This is a genomic window from Flavobacterium polysaccharolyticum, from assembly GCF_038739875.1.
Taxonomy (GTDB): domain Bacteria; phylum Bacteroidota; class Bacteroidia; order Flavobacteriales; family Flavobacteriaceae; genus Flavobacterium; species Flavobacterium polysaccharolyticum.
The window spans coordinates 79,598-101,533 of the sequence record NZ_JBCGDP010000017.1; the positions used below are offsets into that span (position 1 = coordinate 79,598).

A 21,936-nucleotide genomic window follows, 5' to 3' on the forward strand; every position below is an offset into this window, starting at 1 on the left:
TTAACTTTTTACTATGAAAGATCAACAAGAACAAATTAATATTGAATTAGACGAGAGTATTGCTGAGGGAGTTTATTCTAACCTAGCGATTATCAATCATTCCTCTTCGGAGTTTGTTTTGGATTTTGTGAGTATTATGCCTGGTTTGCCAAAAGCAAAAGTAAAGTCCAGAATTGTATTGACGCCACAACACGCGAAACGATTAATCAAAGCCTTGGCTGATAATGTGCATCGTTTTGAGTTAGCTCACGGTGAAATTAAAGATACAGAGCAAGCACCAATTCCCTTGAATTTTGGTCCAACAGGACAAGCTTAAATACAAAAAGACTTCGTTAAGAAGTCTTTTTTTTTATATAATTATAAGTAAAACAAAAGCCAACTTTTTAGAGTTGGCTTTCTGGTATTAATCAAACTCGGAAGTGAAAAATAATTTAACACTTGGGAATTTGCTTTGTGTCATTTGAATAGTAAAGTCAGAATCCGCAAGAAATACTAGTTGGTTGTATTTGTCTTTGGCCAAAAATTTCTGTTTGATACGTTTAAATTCTTTGAATTCTTCGTTTTTAGCATCGTCTGGTTTTACCCAACAAGCTTTATGAACAGGGAAATTTTCATAAGTACATTTTGCACCATATTCATGCTCCAAACGATACTGAATTACTTCATATTGTAGCGCACCAACTGTTCCAATTACTTTACGATTATTCATTTCGAGTGTGAACAACTGCGCAACACCTTCATCCATTAATTGATCAACACCTTTGTCTAATTGCTTTGCTTTTAATGGATCGGCATTATTAATGTATCTAAAGTGTTCTGGTGAGAAACTCGGAATTCCTTTGAAGCTCATAATTTCACCTTCGGTCAGCGTATCGCCAATTTTGAAATTTCCTGTGTCATGTAATCCCACAATATCACCAGGATAAGAAATATCAACGATTTCTTTTTTCTCCGCAAAAAAAGCATTTGGGCTAGAGAACTTTAGATTTTTCTTTTGGCGAACATGGTAATAAGGTTTGTTTCTTTCAAAAGTTCCAGACACAATTTTTATAAAAGCTAAACGATCCCTGTGTTTTGGATCCATATTGGCATGAATTTTAAACACAAAACCAGACATTTTCTCTTCTTTCGGATCTACAAGTCTTGTTTCTGATTCTTTTGCTCTTGGAGAAGGGGCTATGCTTACGAAGCAATCTAGTAATTCTCTAACTCCAAAATTATTCAAAGCTGAACCAAAAAATACAGGCTGAATTTTTCCGTCTAAATAGTCTTGACGCTCAAATTTAGGGTAGACTTCATCAATCAATTCTAATTCTTCACGAAGTTTAGTAGCTGGTTTTTCTCCAATAATTTTTTCTAATTCTGGGCTTTGTACATCAGAGAATGCAATTGTTTCTTCTATATTTTTTCGGCTATCACCGCTAAAAAGATTAATATTTTGTTCCCATAAGTTGTAGATTCCTTGAAAATCATACCCCATGCCTATCGGGAAACTCAAAGGAGTTACAGTAAGCCCAAGTTTTTGTTCCACTTCATCCATCAAATCAAAGGCGTCTTTACCTTCACGGTCTAATTTGTTGATAAAAACAATCATTGGAATGTTTCTCATTCTACAAACCGCCACTAATTTTTCAGTCTGTTCCTCGACTCCTTTCGCAACGTCAATCACTACAATGACACTATCCACCGCCGTTAAGGTTCGGAACGTATCCTCGGCAAAATCCTTGTGTCCAGGAGTATCTAGAATGTTGATTTTTTTATCCTTGTAGTTAAAGGCCAAAACCGAAGTAGAAACCGAGATTCCTCTTTGGCGTTCAATCTCCATAAAGTCACTGGTTGCCCCTTTTTTTATTTTGTTGTTTTTAACGGCTCCAGCCTCTTGAATAGCACCACCAAAAAGCAATAATTTTTCGGTAAGTGTAGTTTTTCCAGCATCGGGATGCGAAATGATGCCAAACGTTCTTCTGCGTTGTATTTCTTGTAAAAAACTCATATTTGCTTTAAATAGTTTGCAAAAGTACTATTTATAAACACGAATTAAAAAAAAGCAAGTACAAATCTGTTTTTTATCTCTTTGAAATAAAAGGGATGCAAAGTAAAAGGAGTATTTGGAGCAGCAAAGAATTTGTTTTTTTTGCAATCATCGTCCCGCTATCCGTTACAATCCCCGCAAAAAAAAGCGGGGGATTTTCACTGCTATCGGGGCTAGGGAGCAACATTTTGCGCTTTTGGTTTCCCTTTAAATCATTTCAATTAGCGCATGTTAATAATTTTTTGTTAATAGTAGTAGCTATAGTTGTATTATGTCTTTGAATTGCTATTTTTGTTAGCAATTTATATGCTTTTTCTTAGTAGAAAATTTTGCTGTATTAAATAAAATATAATTGTTATTAAGAACATAAAAAGAACAATAGCAAGAAATCAGCATATTAAAAAATAATTTAAACATACAATTTAACCTTTTTTCGATGAAGTTTTTAAAATACAATTTTGTACTTCCTATTTGTTTCGTTTTAATGGCCTCTTTTGCAATGAATGCGCAAGAAGTGATAAAAGAAAAAGCAACTGAGGTAGTAAAAGAAAATCCAACTAAACGCCAAAAAGTAGATGGAGTAATTGCAACAGTTGGAGATTATATTGTATTAGATTCAGATATTGATAAATCATTTTTAGAGATCACTGCAGCTGGTGGTTCTGTTAGTGGAGTTTCAAGATGTCAAATGCTTGGAAAGTTATTAGAAGACAAACTCTACGCTCACCAAGCTATTCAAGATAGTATTGTAGTTTCAGACTCTGATATCAAAGGAATGATGGAAGAACGATTGAACTATATGGTTGAAAATTTAGGTTCAATGGACAAAGTGGTAGAGATGTACAAAAAAAGCTCTGAAGAAGAACTTAGATCTACTTTTTTCGATGTTTTGAAAGAGCAGAAACTAAGCTCTGAAATGGGTAAAAAAATTGTTGATGGCGTAGAAATCACCCCAGAAGAAGTTCGCAATTACTTTAAAGCTATCCCAAAAGCTGATTTGCCTACGTTTGGTGCTGAAATGGAAGTAGCACAAATCGTTGTTGCTCCAGTAGTTACTCAAGAAGACAAGCAAAAAGTAATTGACCGTCTAAAAGGGTTTAAAAAAGAGGTAGAGGCTGGTGCAAGTTTTTCAACAAAAGCAGTATTGTATACGCAAGATCCAGACGGAAGAAGAACAGGTGGGTTTTATAAAATCAATAGGAAGACACCATTCGTTAAGGAATTTAAAGAAGTTGCTTTCAAGTTGGCTGAAGGCGAAATTTCAGAGCCATTTGAAACTACTTTTGGATTTCATATAATTTTGGTAGAAAAAATAAAAGGACAAGAATTAGAGTTACGTCATATTCTATTAACCCCAACGGTTTCTGAAGCATCTATTAAAGAAGCGAAAGAGAAAATTGATTTATTGCGAAAGCGCATTATGGACAAAGACATTACTTTTGCTGAAGCAGCAAGAACAATTTCAGATGAAAAAGAAACAAGAGCCAATGGAGGTGCTTTGATTAATCCAAAAACGCAAGACACTCGTTTTGAATTGACCAAAATGGATCCAAGTTTGTACAGCAGGGTTTCTAATCTTAAAGATCAAGAAATTTCTCAGCCTTTTCTGGAAGAAGATCAAGGGAAAAAAACATTTAAAATCATAACCGTTACCAATAGAATAGATGAGCACACAGCTGATTATTCTAAAGACTATATTAAAATTAAAGATTTGGCTTTGAAAGAAAAACAAATCAAAGCTGTAGGGAAATGGTTTGAAGAAAAAATCAAAGAAACCTACATCAAAATTAATGGTGAGTACAGAGACTGTGCTTTTACGAATAACTGGTTAAAAAAATAATTTTTATAAAATAAATAAAAAGAGTTAGTTTTATGATTTCATAAACTAACTCTTTTTTAATTAAAACATACTTATATGTCAGATGTTGATGCGATTCATGCTTTAGTTCAAAAGCGAAACCAACTCAAAACAGAGATTGCAAAAATTATTGTGGGTCAAGATGATGTGATTGATCAAATTGTACTTTCTATATTCTCTGGTGGCCATGCATTGCTTGTTGGCGTACCAGGTTTGGCCAAAACACTTATGGTGAATACTTTGGCGCAAGCCCTCGGTTTGGATTTTAAAAGAATTCAATTTACCCCAGATTTGATGCCTTCGGATATTTTAGGTAGCGAAATATTAGACGAAAATCGACACTTTAAGTTTATTAAAGGGCCTATTTTTTCGAATATTATTTTGGCTGATGAGATCAACAGAACACCACCAAAAACGCAAGCAGCTTTGTTAGAAGCGATGCAAGAACGAGCGGTTACGATTGCAGGTCATAACTACAAATTAGATTTGCCTTATTTTGTTTTGGCCACTCAAAACCCCATTGAGCAAGAAGGAACCTATCCTTTGCCCGAGGCGCAGTTGGATCGTTTTATGTTTGCTATAAAGTTAGATTATCCCTCATTTCTCGAAGAGGTACAAGTAGTTAAAAATACGACTTCAGATGTGAAGCTCGTTATTAATCCTTTATTTTCTGCGGAAGAAATTATAGAATATCAGCATTTAATTCGTCGCATACCTGTGGCAGATAATGTCATTGAGTATGCGGTAACATTGGTGAGTAAAACCCGACCTAACAATGCTTTGTCCAATGATTACGTTAAAAATTATTTAGATTGGGGAGCAGGGCCAAGGGCTTCGCAAAACTTGATAATAGCTGCCAAAGCCAATGCCGCATTTCATGGAAAATTTTCTCCAGACATAGAAGATGTGAAGGCTGTGGCTACAGGAATTTTACGTCATAGAATTATCAAGAATTATAAAGCCGATGCTGAGGGTGTTTCTGAAGAAATGATCATAGAAAAGCTATTATAACGTTATAGTTGTCTTATTTAGAAAGGTTCTTTGTTTGAAATACAACAAAGAACCTTTTTTTATTTTGTCTCAGATTTTCATATTGATAAAAAAATCTTTTTAAAATATTGAATAATTAAAATTTGCTGTAAAAATTGATATATTTTCAATAAAAGTTGATAATGTGTTGTTTTTGCCGATGATAATTTTAAAAAAGGGGACTTCTATTAAATTTTTTTAATTCTCGGCTTTAATTCCTAAATTTGCGTACAAAAAAAATAAAACACTTAATTATTATGGCTTTTGGTGTTGAGATAATCAATAAAGAGGGTCATTAACATACTACATTATGAGCATTTATCACGATTACATCAAGGAGATCGAAGAACGAAAAATCCAAGGATTACATCCAAAGCCAATTGATACTGCTGAGTTGTTGAGCGAAATCATTGCGCAAATTAAAGATATTGATAATCAATATCGAGCAGATTCTCTTCACTTTTTTATTTACAATACTTTACCAGGTACAACTAGTGCGGCTGGTGTCAAAGCAAAGTTTTTAAAAGAGATTATTTTAGGAGAATCTGTAGTAAATGAAATTACTCCAGCTTTTGCTTTAGAGTTATTATCACACATGAAAGGAGGACCTTCTATCGAAGTGTTACTTGACTTAGCTTTGGGTAATGATGTAGCTATTGCCAAAGATGCTGCTGATGTACTTAAAACTCAAGTGTACCTTTATGATGCCGATACTAATCGTTTAAAAGTAGCCTATGAGTACGGAAATACTATTGCTAAAGAAATTCTTGAAAGTTATGCTCAAGCGGAGTTCTTTACAAAGCTTCCAGAAATAGCGGAAGAGATTAAAGTTGTGACATTTATTGCTGGAGAAGGAGATATCTCTACGGATTTATTGTCTCCTGGAAATCAAGCACACTCAAGATCAGATCGAGAGTTACATGGAAAATGCATGATTTCTCTTCAGGCTCAAACTGAAATTAAAGCTTTGCAAGTACAACATCCAGATAAAAGTGTAATGTTAATTGCAGAGAAAGGGACTATGGGAGTGGGATCTTCAAGAATGTCTGGTGTAAATAACGTGGCACTTTGGACAGGAAAACAAGCTAGCCCTTATATTCCATTTGTAAATATTGCACCAATTGTGGGAGGAACAAATGGAATTTCTCCAATTTTTCTAACGACTGTAGATGTTACGGGTGGTATTGGTATCGATCTTAAAAACTGGGTTAAAAAACTAGATGCTGAGGGTAAACCAGTGCTTAATGAAAATGGAGATCCAGTATTAGAAGAGACTTATTCTGTGGCTACTGGTACGGTTCTTACAATCAATACCAAGAAAAAGAAATTATATAATGGCGAGCAAGAGTTAATTGATATCTCAAAAGCTTTCACGCCACAAAAAATGGAATTTATCAAAGCTGGAGGTTCATATGCAATTGTATTTGGTAAAAAAATCCAAACGTTTGCAGCAAACCTTTTAGGAATTGATATTCCTTTGGTGTATGCTCCATCGAAAGAAATTTCTATTGATGGACAAGGTCTAACAGCAGTTGAGAAAATTTTCAACAGAAATGCAGTAGGGACAATTTCTAAAAAAGTGTTGCATGCTGGTTCTGATGTTCGTGTAACAGTAAACATTGTAGGTTCTCAAGATACTACAGGTTTGATGACTGCTCAAGAGTTAGAGTCAATGGCTGCAACGGTTATCTCTCCAATTGTTGACGGAGCATACCAATCAGGTTGTCATACAGCTTCGGTTTGGGATAAAAAAGCGCAAGCAAATATTCCTAAACTAATGAAATTCATGAACGACTTTGGTTTAATTACTGGTCGTGATCCAAAAGGGGAGTATCATGCAATGACGGATGTTATTCATAAAGTACTTAACGATATCACAATCGATGATTGGGCAATTATCATTGGAGGTGACTCTCATACAAGAATGTCGAAAGGAGTAGCTTTTGGAGCTGACTCAGGAACTGTGGCTTTGGCTTTGGCGACTGGTGAAGCATCAATGCCTATTCCAGAATCAGTGAAGGTTACTTTCAAAGGAAGTATGAAAGAATACATGGATTTCCGTGATGTTGTTCATGCTACACAAGCGCAAATGTTGAAAAAATTTGCTGGTGAAAATGTTTTCCAAGGTAGAGTTATTGAGGTTCATTTAGGAACTTTAACTGCAGATCAAGCTTTTACTTTTACAGATTGGTCGGCTGAAATGAAAGCCAAAGCTGCGATTTGTATTTCTGAAGACAATACTTTAATCGAATCATTGGAAATTGCTAAAAGTAGAATCCAAATCATGATTGATAAAGGAATGGATAATAAAAACAAAGTACTACAAGGATTAATTGACAAAGCAAACAAAAGAATTGACGAAATTCAATCTGGCGAAAAACCCGCTTTAACTCCAGATGCAAATGCGAAGTATTACTCTGAAGTTGAAATTGATTTAGATCTAATCGCTGAGCCAATGATTGCTGATCCAGATGTGAACAATGCCGATGTGTCTAAACGATACACTCACGATACCATTAGACCATTATCTTTTTATGGAGGAGAGAAAAAAGTTGATCTTGGTTTTGTAGGTTCATGTATGGTGCACAAAGGAGACATGAAAATTTTGGCACAAATGCTTAAAAATATTGAAACACAAAACGGTAAAGTAGAGTTCAAAGCCCCTCTAGTAGTGGCGCCACCAACGTATAATATTGTTGATGAGTTGAAAGCTGAAGGAGACTGGGAAGTATTACAGAAATACTCTGGTTTTGAATTTGATGATAATGCGCCGAAAGCTGCTGCACGCACTGAATATGAAAATATGTTGTACTTAGAGCGTCCAGGTTGTAATCTTTGTATGGGTAACCAAGAAAAAGCTTCGAAAGGAGATACGGTAATGGCTACGTCTACGCGTCTTTTCCAAGGAAGAGTTGTAGAAGATACAGAAACCAAAAAAGGAGAGTCTTTGCTTTCTTCTACACCAGTGGTAGTCTTATCCACCGTTCTTGGTAGAACTCCAACTATCGAAGAGTACATTGCTGCTGTTGATGGAATTAATTTGACTAAGTTTTCACCATCAAACAAACAATTAGTGTTGTAATTCCTCATAAATTATTTATAAAATGTAAAGCCCGAGTGTATTAACTCGGGCTTTTTTTTAAATAGCTGCTCTATTTGTCGTAAATTGTGGTGTTCAAAATGAATAACTAAAACAAATTTATCTTATGGCTTTTGATATTGAAATGATTAAAAAAGTGTACGCTAGCATGGCTGAACGTGTTGATGCTGCACGAGAAATTGTTGGTCGACCTCTTACTTTAACAGAGAAGATTTTATATAGTCATCTCTGGGATGGAAAAGCTACAAAGGTGTATCATAGAGGAGCTGATTATGTAGATTTTGCCCCAGATAGAGTGGCTTGTCAAGATGCTACAGCACAAATGGCTTTGTTGCAATTCATGCATGCTGGTAAAAAAAGGGTAGCTGTTCCAACAACGGTTCATTGTGATCACTTGATTTTGGCCAAAAACGGAGCTAAATCAGATTTGGCTGTAGCTAATACTCAATCCAAAGAAGTATTTGATTTTTTATCATCAGTTTCCAATAAATATGGCATTGGATTTTGGAAGCCAGGGTCTGGAATTATCCATCAAATTGTTTTAGAAAATTATGCTTTTCCTGGAGGTATGATGATTGGTACCGACTCACATACCGTAAATGCCGGTGGTTTAGGAATGTTAGCCATAGGTGTTGGTGGAGCTGATGCTGTAGATGTAATGTCTGGAATGTCTTGGGAGTTAAAGTTTCCTAAGCTCATTGGTGTAAAACTTACAGGGAAGTTATCAGGATGGACTGCGCCCAAAGATGTCATTTTGAAAGTTGCAGATATTCTAACGGTAAAAGGAGGAACAGGAGCTGTCGTAGAATATTTTGGAGAGGGAGCCATTGCTATGTCTTGTACAGGAAAAGGAACAATATGTAATATGGGGGCAGAAATCGGTGCGACAACCTCTACATTTGGATATGATGATGCTATGCGTAGGTATTTAGTAGCCACTGGGCGTCAAGAGGTGGTAGCGGCTGCTGATGCAGTTGCTTCTTATTTGACAGCTGACCCAGAAGTATATGCCAATCCAGAGCAGTATTTTGACCAATTGATTGAGATCAATTTGTCCGATTTAGAACCTCATATTAATGGGCCATTTACTCCAGATAGAGGTACTCCGGTCTCTAAAATGAAGGAAGAAGCAGCGGCGAATGGTTGGCCCATAAAAGTAGAATGGGGGCTGATAGGTTCTTGTACGAATTCATCTTATGAAGATATGGCTCGAGCTGCTTCTATTGTTGAGCAAGCGGTGACCCATGGGATTACGCCAAAAGCGGAGTTTGGTATTAATCCTGGATCAGAACAAATTCGTTACACCATTGAGCGAGATGGCATTATTGCCACTTTTGAAAAAATGGGAACCAAAGTGTTTACCAATGCTTGTGGGCCTTGTATCGGGCAATGGGATAGAGCAGGAGCGGATAAAGGAGAAAAAAACACCATTGTGCATTCATTCAATCGCAATTTTTCTAAAAGAGCCGATGGCAATCCTAATACCCACGCTTTTGTCACTTCTCCAGAAATGGTGGCTGCATTGGCCATTTCAGGAAGGTTGGATTTTAATCCATTAACAGATAGTTTATTGAATGATAATGGTGAAGAAGTGAAATTGAATGCTCCTTTCGGGGACGAATTACCCAAACGAGGATTTGATGTTGAAGAGGATGGTTTTCAAGCTCCCGCTGCGGATGGTTCTAGTGTTCAAATCTTAGTAAGCCCAACTTCAGACCGACTACAATTACTGGCGCCCTTTGAGGCTTGGGATGGTAAGAATATAACAGGTGCTAAGTTGTTGATTAAAGCTTTTGGTAAATGTACTACAGATCATATTTCAATGGCAGGTCCTTGGTTGCGCTTTCGTGGACATTTAGATAATATTTCAAATAACATGTTGATTGGTGCAGTCAATGCTTTTAACCAAAAAACTAACGAAATAAAAAATCAATTAACTGGAGTCTATGAGCCTGTACCAACGGTTCAGAGAGCTTATAAGGCGGCTGGAATTCCTTCGATAGTAGTGGGAGATCATAATTATGGAGAAGGGTCTTCACGAGAACATGCGGCGATGGAACCACGTTTCTTGGGGGTTAAAGCCGTTTTGGTAAAATCATTTGCTCGTATACATGAAACGAATTTGAAAAAACAAGGCATGTTGGCTTTAACTTTTGCTAACGAGTTCGATTATGATAAAATTCAAGAAGATGATACTATCAATTTCTTGGATTTGACCGAGTTTGCAGCTGGTAAACCCTTGACCATTGAACTAGTACATTCGAATGAAGCTAGAGAAACCATTTTGGTGAATCATACTTACAATGAAAGTCAAATAGGGTGGTTTGTTGCGGGTTCAGCACTCAATTTAATTGCAGCTGCAGGTCAAGCCTAAAATGAAAAAATGAATCATAAAGAAAGCTCCTTAGGTAACTTTGGAGCTTTTTTGTTTCTAATTATAGTCCTATAAATTTATTTTATAATAGTTTTAACATTTTTAATTTATTAAAAAAAACTATATTTGTAAAACTTGATAAAAATGTAGTTTTTAGATTAAAAACATCATTTTTTTTAATCTAATTTCTATGAAATAAGCTTTTTGATAAAAATAATACCACAATTTATAAAAAATAAGCATGAAGTACTTCGGAATACTATTTTGGCTCTTGGTTTGTACCACATCAACTGTTTTTTCACAAGAAAAATTTATAACCCACAAAATTTCTCAGGGTGAAACCATTTCTTCAATAGCCGAAAAGTACCATGTTAGTCAAAAAGTAATTTTTAATTTAAATCCAAAAGCTTCAGGGATTTTAAAGTTGAATTCCGTTTTAAAAATTCCAAATAAGAATTATAAAAAAGAAGTAGCCAAAAAAGAGTTGGCTCAGGAAAAGAAAAATACCAAAGAGATTGATTATGAAGTTTTACCTAAAGAAACGCTGTTTGGTATTGCAAAAAAGTTCAATCTTAGCGTAAAAGAAATTAAAAAAAATAATCCTTCAATAGATAAATCAGGATTGCAAATTGGAGAGAAAATAAAATTAATTGTTCCAGAAAATTTTGATTTGAAAGAGGAACAAGTTGTTGCTAACACAATCCATTCTGAACAAAACACAACAATCCTTACTACTAGTAATTCTGTTAGTGAGTTTGTGGCTTCCAATGTCTCGAACGAAGGACAGCAAATACATGAAGTTATAGCTAGTGAAACAAAATATGGTATCTCAAAACGCTATGGTATTTCGGTTGAAGAACTCGAAAAACTGAATCCTAGTATTGTAGCCAAAAGTCTTGAAATAGGTCAGAAACTAAATGTACCTCTGCAAAATAAAGTAGCAGAAGTGCTTCAAAAAGATGAGGTTTCAAGCCCTTCTTCAATTAAAACACAAACTCTAGTTGCAGGAGCCAATGAGCAAGTGGGAACAGAAACATCGGTCACGAATACTATTTCCTCTCCCGAGACAACAGCGATTGTACATGAAGTTTTACCTAAAGAAACTAAGTTTGGTATTGCTAAGAAATACGGAATTACTGTCGCTGAATTAGAAAAACTAAATCCTTCGATTCATAAAAAAATGCGAGTTGGGGCAATGTTGAAAATTAAAGAAGGAGCCAATGTTGTTGCTGTGAATGAAACGGAAACGAAGCTAGATTCAGTAGCTACAGAATCTAGTTCTGATAAGTTTTTTGGTGATTACTCTATCGCAGATGATTTAATTGCGAAGGCTTCTGATAATTTAGGAATTCGCTACAGGTCTGGAGGTACCACAAGAGCAGGTTTTGATTGTTCTGGTTTAATGTGTTCTACCTTTAGTGCTTTGGATATTAAGCTTCCAAGGTCGTCTAACCAGATGTCCAATATTGGGATTAGAGTTACGCCTACAGAAGCTAAAAAAGGAGACTTGATTTTCTTTAAAACTAGAGGTAGTGGACGCATTAACCACGTAGGCATGGTGGTAGATGTAGTTGGAGATGAGATTAAATTTATTCATTCCTCTACCAATAGTGGTGTAATTATTTCATCTACTAAAGAAGGGTATTATCACCGAAATTTTGCCCAAGTCAATCGTGTACTTAAATAAATTAATCTTCTTTATCACGATACAATTCAACATTGTTTTTCGCGATTCTTTTCTTTAACCACTGTTTCAGCTTTTCTTCGTCATTGGAGTTTATGTTTTTTGTACTCTTATAAATGACAATTGTTTTGGTCAGGGTACTATCTGTGTTTTCGTTAAATATATGACTTGCTACTGAAATATTTTTGATTTCTGGAAACAGTATAGAGATTTCGTCTTGTAATGCTTTGTTGTTATAGCTATAGGATTTGAGCTTATTCTCTAAATTCAGTATCATTAGATCTTTCTCATTTTCTTTAGCTTTTTCAGTAGCATTGTTTTCTAAAATGTATTTTTTGATATCTGTGGTATCTTGTTTAATCAATAATTTTGTATTCTCGATTTTATATTTTTTAAGCAAACTTCTAAGGTTTTGGATTTCTTTTTTATTTATTTTTTTATTTAAAAAAGCTAATTCAATACTTTTTTGATTCTTGTTGTAATTGACTTTTTGATATAGAATAGCGAATCCTTTTTCGGTAAATTCATCATTTAAAAACAACTCTACTCTTTGTTTGTATTTTTTTTCTTGTGCTAATACATAAGCAAAGTAGACACTAGGTACAATTAGTAAAACAATAATGCTTGAAATGGTGTATTTTATTTGTTTTCGGTATTTTGGATTAACATGATTTACTTCTGGATATTTCAAGTATTTGACAATCAAAAAGGTAGAAATACAGATAAACACACAATTGATGGTGTATAAAAAAAGGGCACCGAGAAAGTATTTCCAGTTGCCGATTGCTAGTCCATAGCCAGCGGTACACAAAGGAGGCATCAAGGCAGTGGCAATGGCAACACCCGGAATTGGGTTTCCTTTTTCGACTCTAGTGATAGCGATAACTCCAACAAGTCCACCAAAAAAAGCAATCAAAATATCATAAATATTAGGAGAGGTTCGTGCTAACAATTCGGATTGTGTTTCTTTAAAAGGACTGAGCGTAAAATAAATTGTGGAGACCAACAAACTAACTAAAGTGGCGATGACAAGGTTTTTGGCGGCTTTTTTTAATAATTCAAAATCATAGATTCCCAAACTAAATCCAGCACCAACAATTGGTCCCATTAGAGGAGAAATGAGCATAGCGCCAATGATAACCGCTGTTGAATTAACGTTTAAGCCTACCGAGGCAACCACAATCGCACAAGCTAAAATCCAAACGGTCGATCCTCTAAACGAAATATTTGACTTTACGTTCTCTAATATTTTTTGTTTGTCTTCTTCTCCGGTGTGTAAATCAAGGAAATTCTGTAGTCGATTCATAGTATATAAAATTTTGAATACAACCTCTTATTCTAAAACCGTAAGTTTTAAAGTAGTGGTCACTTGCTTGGATATTTTTGAAGCTACAATAGAGGGTATTGCAATATTGAAGTCATCAGTATTTAAAACAAACGAGGCGTTTATTTCCATTCCTTTTTTTACTTTTTTAATAAGAGCCTTACAGTTTATAGCTTTAGATTTTCCGTGTATTTTGATGATGCCTTTTATTTGGTGTTCAGTGGGTTGCTCTGAGAGGGATTTGTAATCCAATTTATCGATTCTGCCCATAAAAGTTGCTTTGGGATAGCGATCGCTTTCTAAGTAACTGTTATTAAAATGCATACGCATCAAATCTCTTTTGAATTGAAATTTTTCAATAAAAACGGTGCAGTTAATTTCGCTAGTTTTTAATTCTACCTCACAGTTCACCTCTTGATTGGTAGCTTTCACTTCTTCAAACAAAGGGACAGAAGCTTCAAAATGGATTACTCCTTTGGAAGAAGATAATTGTTCTTGTGCTTGAAGTTGGAAGGAATAGAAAAACAAGAAAAGAAACGTAATTTTTTTCATGTGACCAAGAAATAGAATCTCTTAAAATTACATTTTTTAATTGTTTTTAACAAGTATATTTTATAAGATTATTTTTATTTTTTGTGCATTTGCAATTCTAATTGAATGTTGTATTGAGACAAATGAGCCAAGTTTTCTGGAGAACAATAATCAAATTCTACTTCATGTACTTCGTGTACTTTTTTGAGCTCAATTTGTTTCAAACAATTGCTAAAACGACGCACATCATTTATAGTTTTTAGCTGTAATCCAGGAACGGGAACGCTTTTGCCTTGATCGTCTTTGGCTACCATAGTAAAATAGGAGGAATTGCAATGCTTAACAACTCCTGTTTGTATGTTTTCTGCTTCTACCCGAATGCCTATAATCATTGAACTTCTTCCTACATAATTTACAGAGGCTTTCATGGTAACCAATTCACCAACTTCTATGGGTTGTAAAAAATTCACCGTATCCACTGAGGCGGTGACACAATAATTTCCTGAAAATTTGGAGGCGCTTGCAAAGGCAATTTGATCCAACAAGGATAAAATATATCCTCCATGTATTTTGCCACTAAAATTAGTGTGCGAGGGCAACATCAATTCAGAAATGGTAACATGTGATGCAGAAACTGGTTTGAATACGTTGGTCATGAGTTATCGATTATTAAATGGAGAGGCTTCTTTTTGAATCGAGGTGATAAAAAAACGAGTTTCTCCCCACCACATAAAAGTGCGTTTTTTTTCTTCATAGGTCAAACGCACATAATGCCCTTGTAAAACTTTTAAACTGTCGATTACGGCTTGATCTTTATCTAATACAGAAAAACGGAAAATCTGTGCACCCGAAATTCCTTGACTCAATTCGCCTTCCCAAGTTTTGATAATCACACCTTTGTGACTTAATCGAATTAATTCTCCGGAACGAACACCATCGCTCACGGGAATATAATAAATGAAAGCCATGTAAATAGCGACAACAAGTACTCCAACGAGTAGTAATAAAGCGGCAATTTTTTTCATTTGTTTTAATTTATAAGGTTGTTTATATCATTTTCAGCTCTTTTTAGAACATTTTCGGGTAAGGCTTTTTTTGCTTTGGCCCCCATCTTTTTTAATTTTTCTACACTTACAATTAGATTACCTTTGCCATCTACTAGCTTATTCATCGCAGCTCCGTATTCTACTTTGCTTTCGTCAATTTTCTTTCCAATTTTGATCAAATCGGCCACAAAGCCTTCAAATTTATCGTATAAAGCCCCTGCTTGACGCGCGATTTCTACCGCATTTTCTTGTTGCTTTTGGTTGGTCCACATACTGTCAATTGTGCGTAAGGTGGCCAGTAATGTAGATGGAGTAACGATCACAATATTCTTTTCAAAGGCTTTGTTGTATAATGTTGTATCTTCATTCAAAGCAATGGCAAATGCGGGTTCGATTGGAATGAAAAGCAATACAAAGTCTGGACTTTCCATTTGATACAAATCATGATAGTTTTTCTCTCCTAATTGATCCACATGACGTTTTATAGAAAAGACATGTTCTTTCAATAAGGTAGCTTTGATGTTGTCATCTTCTTCGTTGATGTATTTTTCGTAGGCGGTCAAGGAAACTTTCGAGTCGACAATCATTTTTTTGCCATCAGGTAAATTGATCACTACGTCAGGAAACACGCGATTACCTGCTTCAGTAATATGACTCTGTTGTACTTCGTATTCGCGTCCTTTTTCTAGGCCCGACTTCTCGAGTACACGTTCCAATACTAGTTCGCCCCAATTTCCTTGCATTTTACTATCGCCTTTTAGGGCTTTGGTCAAATTGAGGGTTTCTTTGCTCATTTGTAAATTCATTTCGCGAAGCCCTAGAATTTGCTGACGCAGCGCTGCATGATAGTCAATGCTTTCTTTGTGGGTATCTTCGACTTTTTTCTCGAATAACTGAATCTTATCTTGCAGCGGACTCAAGATGTTTTTCATATTTTCCTTGTTTTGCTCGGTGAATTTATTCGATTTCTCGTCTAGAATTTTGTTGGCTAAATTTTCGAATTCTTTGGTGAATTTTTCCTGAAGCAGTTCCACCTCATTTTTTTGTTCTTTATGACGCTCTAACAAATTATCAAAATCCACTTCTTTTTTAGAGAGTTGAATAGCCAAGCTATCTTTTTCATTTCGGATGGCTTCTTTTTCTTGAAGGCTACTTTGCAATTGTTTTTCGAAAGTAGTTTTATCTAGTAAAGCCTGTTCTTTTTGCTGCTGTAATAAATGTTGGGCAGCATTGATTTTTTCTTCTAAACTTATTTTTTGTGAATCAAAACGAGCAGAAAATAGCAGTTTGCCTATGAAAAGACCAAGGCCAAGCGCAACGATAAAAACCAGTAAAAAAGAAAATAATTCAGACATGGAGGATTGTTTTTTTGAAAAGTAAAAGTAAGAATTAATATCAATTCCTTTTTTCAAGAATTAATTTATTTATTTTTTGTTTTGTTGCGCAACCTTTTCTAAAAAGTGCCCTCTAAATAAAGGAAACAAACTAAATACAATATAAAATGAAAAAAATAGTCCTTTTTATCGCGATCGCTATGGGCATTACTTCTTGTTCATTAAACTCTGAATCGGATTCAATTTCTTGCGGTAATACAAGAAACGTTGCCTTTAAAAGCTTTAACACTTGTAATACTTTGATTACGGAAACAGTAGCCTCAAAAGCCATTATAATCGATTCCCAAGAAAAATTTAATGCAACGTTTAAACCTTGTACTCCTCCTGTGGCAATTGACTTTACTACAACAAGTTTAGTGGGTTTATTTGCTGGGCAAAAACCATCAAGCGGTTACGACATAAAAGTGCAGGCTGTTGTTGAAACAGATTGTGAAGTGGTGGTGTCTTTTTATGAAATCGTTCCCAAAGTTGGCGATGTGGTAACTCCAGTGACCACCTATCCAAAAGATGTGATTTCGATTCCTAAAACATCCAAACCTGTTTATTTACAACGTGTAGGACAAAATAATGAATATGCAATTATTGGTAGTTTTAGAGGGGCTTGTACGGGTAGTGCTTGCCAAGAATTTTATCGATTGGATGTACAAAAAGTACTGCGCTTTAAAGATGTAGTGTACGGAGATTATGCTATGGCAAAATATGGCTTTACAAGCTTAGTGTACAAAGATGATTACACTAGTTTTATTGGTGGAATTCCTAGCGAAGTATCTAGTTTAAAAGGGCAAACTAAAACGTATGGTACTCCAGATTCGCATGATCAGGGTGGTATTTATTTCGAGTGGCATCAAGGCACTGTTGTAACCAAAATTTATTTGGATAATGACGATACCACAGACCAAAACTCGGCGATACTAAGCTTTAAGAAAAGACTTCAAGATAAAATCGCAACGTTGAAAACTAAGAATTAATCATCTTGTTGAGTAATGAAAAGCAAAAGGAATAACATTACTTTTGCAAGAGTGTAGGCCTAAAAAGTTATTAGTGTAAGACGAATTGAAAGACAACTTAGAAATACTGATCAAAAAGTGTGTTGAAAACGATAGAGCGGCCCAGCAAAAGCTCTATCAGTTGTTCGCTCCTGTTTTGTATGGTCTTTGTTTAAAATACATGAAAAATGAAGACGATGCTAAAGATGTTTTTCAAGAAGCCTTTGTTATTGCCTATCAAAAGATCTATCAATTTAAATTTGAAGGTAGTTTTGAAGGTTGGCTCAAGAGAATTTTTATATACAAGTGCATCGAAACTTTAAAAAAGAATAGAAAAAATCTTTTTTTACTTGAAGTGTACGATGATCCTATAGACGAAAGTTTCGAAGAAGAGGAGATGGATCGATCTTCTCTTAGCGAAGAGCAGTTGTTAGAATACATACAAGATTTGCCAGACCAATACCGATTGGTATTCAACTTGTATGTATTCGAGAAACTGAAACATAAAGAGATTTCTCAGATGCTTAATATTACGGAAAGCACCTCGAAATCCAATTTGAATAGAGCCAAAAGTCATTTGAAAAGAAGAATTTTGGCCGCATTTAATTCTAAAACAGCATGAAAAAAGAAAAGATAGAAACGATGTTTTCTTCAATGGAAAATTTCTCTAGTACTCCGCCACCAGAACTGTGGGATGCTATAGAAAAAGAATTGGATACACCCAAAAAGAAAAAGAGAGTTGTGGTGTGGTGGTTTGCTGCAGCAAGTTTGTTGGTAGGAATAGGTATTCCTGCCTATTTATTTTTTCAAACCCAATCAAACCCTTTGTTAAATGGAGTGGGAACAGACAGTAATTCAAAAGTAGTCTACAAAGAAAGTTCGTCACCTAAAAATTCATCATCAGAGAATCCATCATCCGAAAAAGTATCAGTCAAAAGTTCAACAACTATTGTTTCAGACAAAAGCTTGAAAGAGAACCATAATGCAGTGGTGGTTGTTTCAAACCCAGCAACAGAAAACCAATCAACAACTGCTCAACCCAACAATATTGGATCAAAATCAAACCAATATTCACAAAAGAATGATGCTCAAAAAACAGCAAAAGGAGTAGGGCAGTCGAATAAGGAAGAAAGCTATTCGCCCTTTGCTACTCTTCAACAAAAAGTAAAAAATAATGCCGTTATTCCGCAAACAACAGGCAACAGCTCTGCGATTGCAACAACAGAAAGTCAAAGCCAATCGAAGTCGGAGGTCATTTTTAATGCATCAAATAAAAATGAAAAGATAGGGAACACAATAGCAAATGACGTAAAAAGCAACTCCAATGTTAGTGAAGTAAACAACAAAAGTACAGATAAAAACACTGTCATTGCTGCTTTAAACCCAGATACTAACACCAAAGAGCAAATACAAATTCAACAAGAGCTTGCCGTTTTAGAACAAAAAGCAAAAGGAGAAGAACGAGAACCCAAGGATAAAAAAGACAAAAAACAAGAAGCTTTGTCAAAATGGTCTATGCAAGTCGTAGCAGGAGTCAATACCTCTCAAAATTATAGTAATCAACAAACCCTTGGTGTAAAAGGAGAAGCGCAACAAGGTAAAACTTATGGCGTAACGACCCATTACAAATTGAATAAAAAATGGAGTGTAGGTTCGGGACTAAAAGTCAATGAGCTTGGACAACAATTGTCTGGAGTGCCGTATTACAACAGCCAAATGATGCAAAATATGGGAATTTCGGGAGCAATTGTCAATGCAGACAAAGTACATGTAGATGCCATTACGACCAATGCTAATTATATTTTTCTCCCGCAAACCGAGTCCATGATGGTGCGCTCATCAGACTTTTCTTCGGGTGATATTTCGCAAAACCTCAAGTACGTAGAACTTCCGTTTACAGTATCTTATGTGCTTTTTCAACAAAAAAAAACCAATATTCATCTGAATACGGGAGGTTTCGTTGGTAAATTAGTCTCCAACCAGTTTTTTCTAAACGGTGAATCTATAGGAGCAAGTAATCAAGTCAACGATATGGTCTACGGAACCTTGTTGAGCAGTACTCTCCAATACAAAGTTTTTCCCGCTACACATTTGTTTGTAGAACCTGGTATGAATCTTTTTAGCAGCCCGCTAAAAGAGCAATCCTTCAACCAGTTTCAATGGTCATTCAACTTTGGAGTACATTTTGATTTTTAATTTTTAGGAGCAGTTACATAAGGATAATCAGTTGACATCTACCCGTTATCCGCTATATCTTTGCCTTTTGAAAGAAAAAAGGCAAAGGATGCCGCTCCTACCGGGGCTAAAGAGCAGCAATTGTGCTATTTTGTGATCAGCCCCAAACAATTAATTTATTCTTGGGCGTCGTATCAAGGTTAACTTTTCCCTATCATTTCTTATTGTATCTTTGCGCCACAAAACAGTTGTATGAAAAAAATAGTGGTAGGGTTATTCCTTTTTTTGGGATTAGGAATGACAGCGCAAGAGCAAAAAAAACCATATGTGATTTTGGTTTCCTTAGATGGATTTAGATGGGATTATCCCCAATATTTTGAAACGCCCAATCTCGATAGTTTGGCCAAATATGGAGTAAAAGCCAAGTCCATGCAACCCAGTTATCCTACCAAAACCTTTCCCAATCATTACTCGATGGCTACAGGACTATACCCAGATCATCATGGGATAGTCAATAATAATTTTTATGATCCAGCGATCCAAAAAGTATTTACACTAAAAACCGCTGCTAAAAAAAATAGTGAATTCTATGGCGGTAATCCCATTTGGAATCTCGCCGAAGAACAAGGCGTTAAAGCCGCCTGTTTCTATTGGCCAGGTTCGGATACTGGAGCCAAAAGTGCCAGTATTTTCAAAGAGTACGACGAATCGGTTAGTTACGAAAAAAGAGTCAATACTGTAATCGAGTGGCTTAACTTGCCCGAAGCCGAGCGTCCGCATTTAATCACTTTATATTTTGATCAACCCGATGAGACAGGTCATAATCATGGACCTTTGTCGGAAGAAAATAAAAAAATGGTCCCTCAAGTCGATGCCGTAATAGGGCAACTCATGCAAAAATTAGACGCACTTCCCATCGGTAAAGAAATCAATCTAATTGTAGTTTCAGACCACGGAATGGCAGCCATCAGCAACGATAAAAAAGTCACTATTTTAGACTATCTCAAACCAGAATGGTACGGATATGCAGCGGTAATCAATCCCATTATGAGTATTGAGGCTAAAATAGGATATAAAGAAGTTATTGCTGACGCTTTAAAAAAAGTGCCTCATATCAAATGGTATCCTACTAATAAAGTACCTAAACGACTGCATTTTGGAACTAATCCCAGAGCTTTAGATTTTGTTGTTGAAGCAGATGCAGGTTATAGTCTAGTCAACAAACCCGATCAAAAAATTAGTGGCGGTACGCATGGGTATGATAATAAAATGAAAGACATGCAAGCTATTTTTTATGCCAAAGGCCCTAATTTTAAAATAGGAAAAAAAGTAAAATCTTTTCGTAATGTCAGTGTTTATCCTCTAATTGCTAGTATTCTAGGATTAAAAGTAGGGAGCATAGATGGTGATTTGGATGAGGTAAAGATGCTTTTGAGAAATTAAATTTCAACATGACACACAGCACTTTGGGTGCAAAAAACAAAAGCTGTTCGAGACGAATTTCGAACAGCTTTTTGCTTTGGTAAGAATCATTAAAATTATTTCTTAATGATAATTTTGTGTGCTTTTGATGTAGCGTTGTTGACTTCCTTAATGAAGTAAATACTATCATTTAAGTTTTGCAACTCAATGGTTTGGATAACATCAGCTTCAGTTTTGAAGGTTTGCAACACCTGTCCTAATAGATTGATAACTTGAAAATCAGAGTTAGTCGTAGATTTCACATTAATGATTCCTTGGCTAGGGTTTGGATAAATTATCACTTTCGAAGTTGTTTCAAAATCAATAGTATTAAGAGTTGCTACTGTGATACAAGCAGAAGTTACGGTACAACTTCCTATTGTAATATCTACTTTGTAATCACCCGTTTGTGTAGGGGTAAATGTATTGCTATTTGTCCCTACTACTGAGTTATCCGAACATTTGTACCATTGGTAAGTTGCTCCTGTTTGAGTAGCAGTTAGAACATCAGCAGCCAATGTTACGGAATTGTCAAGTTCACAAACATCATTAATGGAAATAGTAAATGCTTTTTCAAAAGTGGATGTTCCATCGAAAGTTCGAACGCGAACAGAGTAGGAATCTTTGGTTTCAAAATCAGGACTCGCAGTAATTTTCAAATCACTACCTGAAATTGAAAAAGAAGCATTATCAGTATCACCAGCTCCAGCTACTAAAGAATACGTAAACGAACTGCTATCTACATCGGTTGAAGAAAGTGCTCCCACAGTTGAGTTAGCTGGCACATTTTCATCAATGTCAGAATCAGACAAAGTAATATCCGTTGGTGCTTCATTCACATCATTAATGAAAATAGTAAATGCTTTTTCGAAAGTGGATGTTCCATCGAAAGTTCTTACGCGAACAGAGTAGGAATCTTTGGTTTCAAAATCAGGACTCGCA

General features: G+C 35.5%; 17 protein-coding genes. 10 read left to right on the top strand and 7 right to left on the bottom strand.

The window, feature by feature from the left end; genetic code table 11:
* Positions 1–13 precede the first annotated feature (13 nt).
* On the top strand, positions 14–316 hold the full coding sequence (locus tag WFZ86_RS15735) for a DUF3467 domain-containing protein (protein ID WP_064716542.1): 303 nt from the start codon (positions 14–16) through the stop codon (positions 314–316).
* An 87-nt stretch (positions 317–403) separates the two neighbouring features.
* Here the strand turns inward: WFZ86_RS15735 and WFZ86_RS15740 are convergent, their stop codons facing one another.
* Positions 404–1,993, bottom strand: coding sequence for a peptide chain release factor 3 (locus tag WFZ86_RS15740; RefSeq protein WP_342692807.1), 1,590 nt, complete (start codon positions 1,991–1,993; stop codon positions 404–406).
* A 475-nt stretch (positions 1,994–2,468) separates the two neighbouring features.
* Here WFZ86_RS15740 and WFZ86_RS15745 point away from each other — a divergent pair, with 475 nt between their 5' ends.
* The 5 genes from WFZ86_RS15745 (at position 2,469) to WFZ86_RS15765 (ending at position 12,080) form a co-directional block, all read left to right on the top strand.
* Positions 2,469–3,872 (top strand): peptidylprolyl isomerase, encoded by a 1,404-nt coding sequence (locus WFZ86_RS15745; RefSeq protein ID WP_342692808.1) that lies wholly within the window; start codon positions 2,469–2,471, stop codon positions 3,870–3,872.
* A gap of 75 nt (positions 3,873–3,947) precedes the next feature.
* Entirely contained in the window at positions 3,948–4,901 is a 954-nt protein-coding gene (locus tag WFZ86_RS15750) for an AAA family ATPase (RefSeq protein ID WP_342692809.1), read from the top strand.
* 328 nt (positions 4,902–5,229) lie between these two features.
* Entirely contained in the window at positions 5,230–8,001 is a 2,772-nt protein-coding gene (locus WFZ86_RS15755) for a bifunctional aconitate hydratase 2/2-methylisocitrate dehydratase (protein WP_342692810.1), read from the top strand.
* 124 nt (positions 8,002–8,125) lie between these two features.
* Positions 8,126–10,393 (top strand): aconitate hydratase, encoded by a 2,268-nt coding sequence (locus WFZ86_RS15760; RefSeq protein ID WP_342692811.1) that lies wholly within the window; start codon positions 8,126–8,128, stop codon positions 10,391–10,393.
* A gap of 241 nt (positions 10,394–10,634) precedes the next feature.
* Positions 10,635–12,080, top strand: a complete 1,446-nt coding sequence (locus tag WFZ86_RS15765) for a LysM peptidoglycan-binding domain-containing protein (RefSeq protein WP_342692812.1) — start codon at positions 10,635–10,637, stop codon at positions 12,078–12,080.
* Position 12,081: 1 nt separating this feature from the next.
* Here the strand turns inward: WFZ86_RS15765 and WFZ86_RS15770 are convergent, their stop codons facing one another.
* The 5 genes from WFZ86_RS15770 to WFZ86_RS15790 form a co-directional block, all read right to left on the bottom strand.
* A complete protein-coding gene (locus tag WFZ86_RS15770) occupies positions 12,082–13,383 on the bottom strand; it encodes a TIGR00341 family protein (RefSeq protein ID WP_342692813.1) in 1,302 nt (433 codons plus the stop codon).
* Between the two features lie 27 nt (positions 13,384–13,410).
* On the bottom strand, positions 13,411–13,953 hold the full coding sequence (locus tag WFZ86_RS15775) for a YceI family protein (RefSeq protein ID WP_342692814.1): 543 nt from the start codon (positions 13,951–13,953) through the stop codon (positions 13,411–13,413).
* A gap of 74 nt (positions 13,954–14,027) precedes the next feature.
* Positions 14,028–14,588, bottom strand: a complete 561-nt coding sequence (locus WFZ86_RS15780) for an acyl-CoA thioesterase (RefSeq protein WP_342692815.1) — start codon at positions 14,586–14,588, stop codon at positions 14,028–14,030.
* A gap of 3 nt (positions 14,589–14,591) precedes the next feature.
* Entirely contained in the window at positions 14,592–14,957 is a 366-nt protein-coding gene (locus tag WFZ86_RS15785) for a 6-phosphogluconate dehydrogenase (RefSeq protein WP_342692816.1), read from the bottom strand.
* 5 nt (positions 14,958–14,962) lie between these two features.
* The gene (locus WFZ86_RS15790) at positions 14,963–16,333 is read right to left on the bottom strand and encodes a DNA recombination protein RmuC (RefSeq protein WP_342692817.1); all 1,371 of its coding nucleotides are present in this window, start codon (positions 16,331–16,333) and stop codon (positions 14,963–14,965) included.
* Positions 16,334–16,479: 146 nt separating this feature from the next.
* On the opposite strand from WFZ86_RS15790, the gene WFZ86_RS15795 reads away from it, so the two are divergent.
* The 4 genes from WFZ86_RS15795 to WFZ86_RS15810 all read left to right on the top strand — a co-directional run bounded on the left by WFZ86_RS15795 (position 16,480) and on the right by WFZ86_RS15810 (position 20,976).
* Positions 16,480–17,340 carry a protease complex subunit PrcB family protein gene (locus tag WFZ86_RS15795; RefSeq protein ID WP_342692818.1) on the top strand — a complete coding sequence of 287 codons (861 nt, stop codon included), beginning with the start codon at positions 16,480–16,482 and terminating at the stop codon, positions 17,338–17,340.
* A gap of 85 nt (positions 17,341–17,425) precedes the next feature.
* Positions 17,426–17,980: an RNA polymerase sigma factor gene (locus WFZ86_RS15800; RefSeq protein ID WP_342692819.1), complete on the top strand. Its 555-nt coding sequence runs from the start codon at positions 17,426–17,428 to the stop codon at positions 17,978–17,980.
* Complete coding sequence (locus WFZ86_RS15805) at positions 17,977–19,554, top strand: hypothetical protein (protein WP_342692820.1); 1,578 nt, start codon at positions 17,977–17,979, stop codon at positions 19,552–19,554. The genes WFZ86_RS15800 and WFZ86_RS15805 overlap by 4 nt, the downstream gene beginning before the upstream one ends.
* Positions 19,555–19,785: 231 nt before the next feature.
* Positions 19,786–20,976 carry an alkaline phosphatase family protein gene (locus WFZ86_RS15810; RefSeq protein ID WP_342692821.1) on the top strand — a complete coding sequence of 397 codons (1,191 nt, stop codon included), beginning with the start codon at positions 19,786–19,788 and terminating at the stop codon, positions 20,974–20,976.
* Between the two features lie 95 nt (positions 20,977–21,071).
* Here WFZ86_RS15810 and WFZ86_RS15815 read toward each other — a convergent pair.
* The coding region (locus WFZ86_RS15815) for a T9SS type A sorting domain-containing protein (protein ID WP_342692822.1) at positions 21,072–21,936 on the bottom strand (865 nt) is incomplete at its 5' end.

Coding starts and splice junctions, on each gene's coding strand:
- WFZ86_RS15735 (WP_064716542.1), top strand. CDS start 14: ATGAAAGATCAACAAGAACAAATTAATATTGAATTAGACGAGAGTATT.
- WFZ86_RS15740 (WP_342692807.1), bottom strand. CDS start 1,993: ATGAGTTTTTTACAAGAAATACAACGCAGAAGAACGTTTGGCATCATT.
- WFZ86_RS15745 (WP_342692808.1), top strand. CDS start 2,469: ATGAAGTTTTTAAAATACAATTTTGTACTTCCTATTTGTTTCGTTTTA.
- WFZ86_RS15750 (WP_342692809.1), top strand. CDS start 3,948: ATGTCAGATGTTGATGCGATTCATGCTTTAGTTCAAAAGCGAAACCAA.
- WFZ86_RS15755 (WP_342692810.1), top strand. CDS start 5,230: ATGAGCATTTATCACGATTACATCAAGGAGATCGAAGAACGAAAAATC.
- WFZ86_RS15760 (WP_342692811.1), top strand. CDS start 8,126: ATGGCTTTTGATATTGAAATGATTAAAAAAGTGTACGCTAGCATGGCT.
- WFZ86_RS15765 (WP_342692812.1), top strand. CDS start 10,635: ATGAAGTACTTCGGAATACTATTTTGGCTCTTGGTTTGTACCACATCA.
- WFZ86_RS15770 (WP_342692813.1), bottom strand. CDS start 13,383: ATGAATCGACTACAGAATTTCCTTGATTTACACACCGGAGAAGAAGAC.
- WFZ86_RS15775 (WP_342692814.1), bottom strand. CDS start 13,953: ATGAAAAAAATTACGTTTCTTTTCTTGTTTTTCTATTCCTTCCAACTT.
- WFZ86_RS15780 (WP_342692815.1), bottom strand. CDS start 14,588: ATGACCAACGTATTCAAACCAGTTTCTGCATCACATGTTACCATTTCT.
- WFZ86_RS15785 (WP_342692816.1), bottom strand. CDS start 14,957: ATGAAAAAAATTGCCGCTTTATTACTACTCGTTGGAGTACTTGTTGTC.
- WFZ86_RS15790 (WP_342692817.1), bottom strand. CDS start 16,333: ATGTCTGAATTATTTTCTTTTTTACTGGTTTTTATCGTTGCGCTTGGC.
- WFZ86_RS15795 (WP_342692818.1), top strand. CDS start 16,480: ATGAAAAAAATAGTCCTTTTTATCGCGATCGCTATGGGCATTACTTCT.
- WFZ86_RS15805 (WP_342692820.1), top strand. CDS start 17,977: ATGAAAAAAGAAAAGATAGAAACGATGTTTTCTTCAATGGAAAATTTC.
- WFZ86_RS15810 (WP_342692821.1), top strand. CDS start 19,786: ATGAAAAAAATAGTGGTAGGGTTATTCCTTTTTTTGGGATTAGGAATG.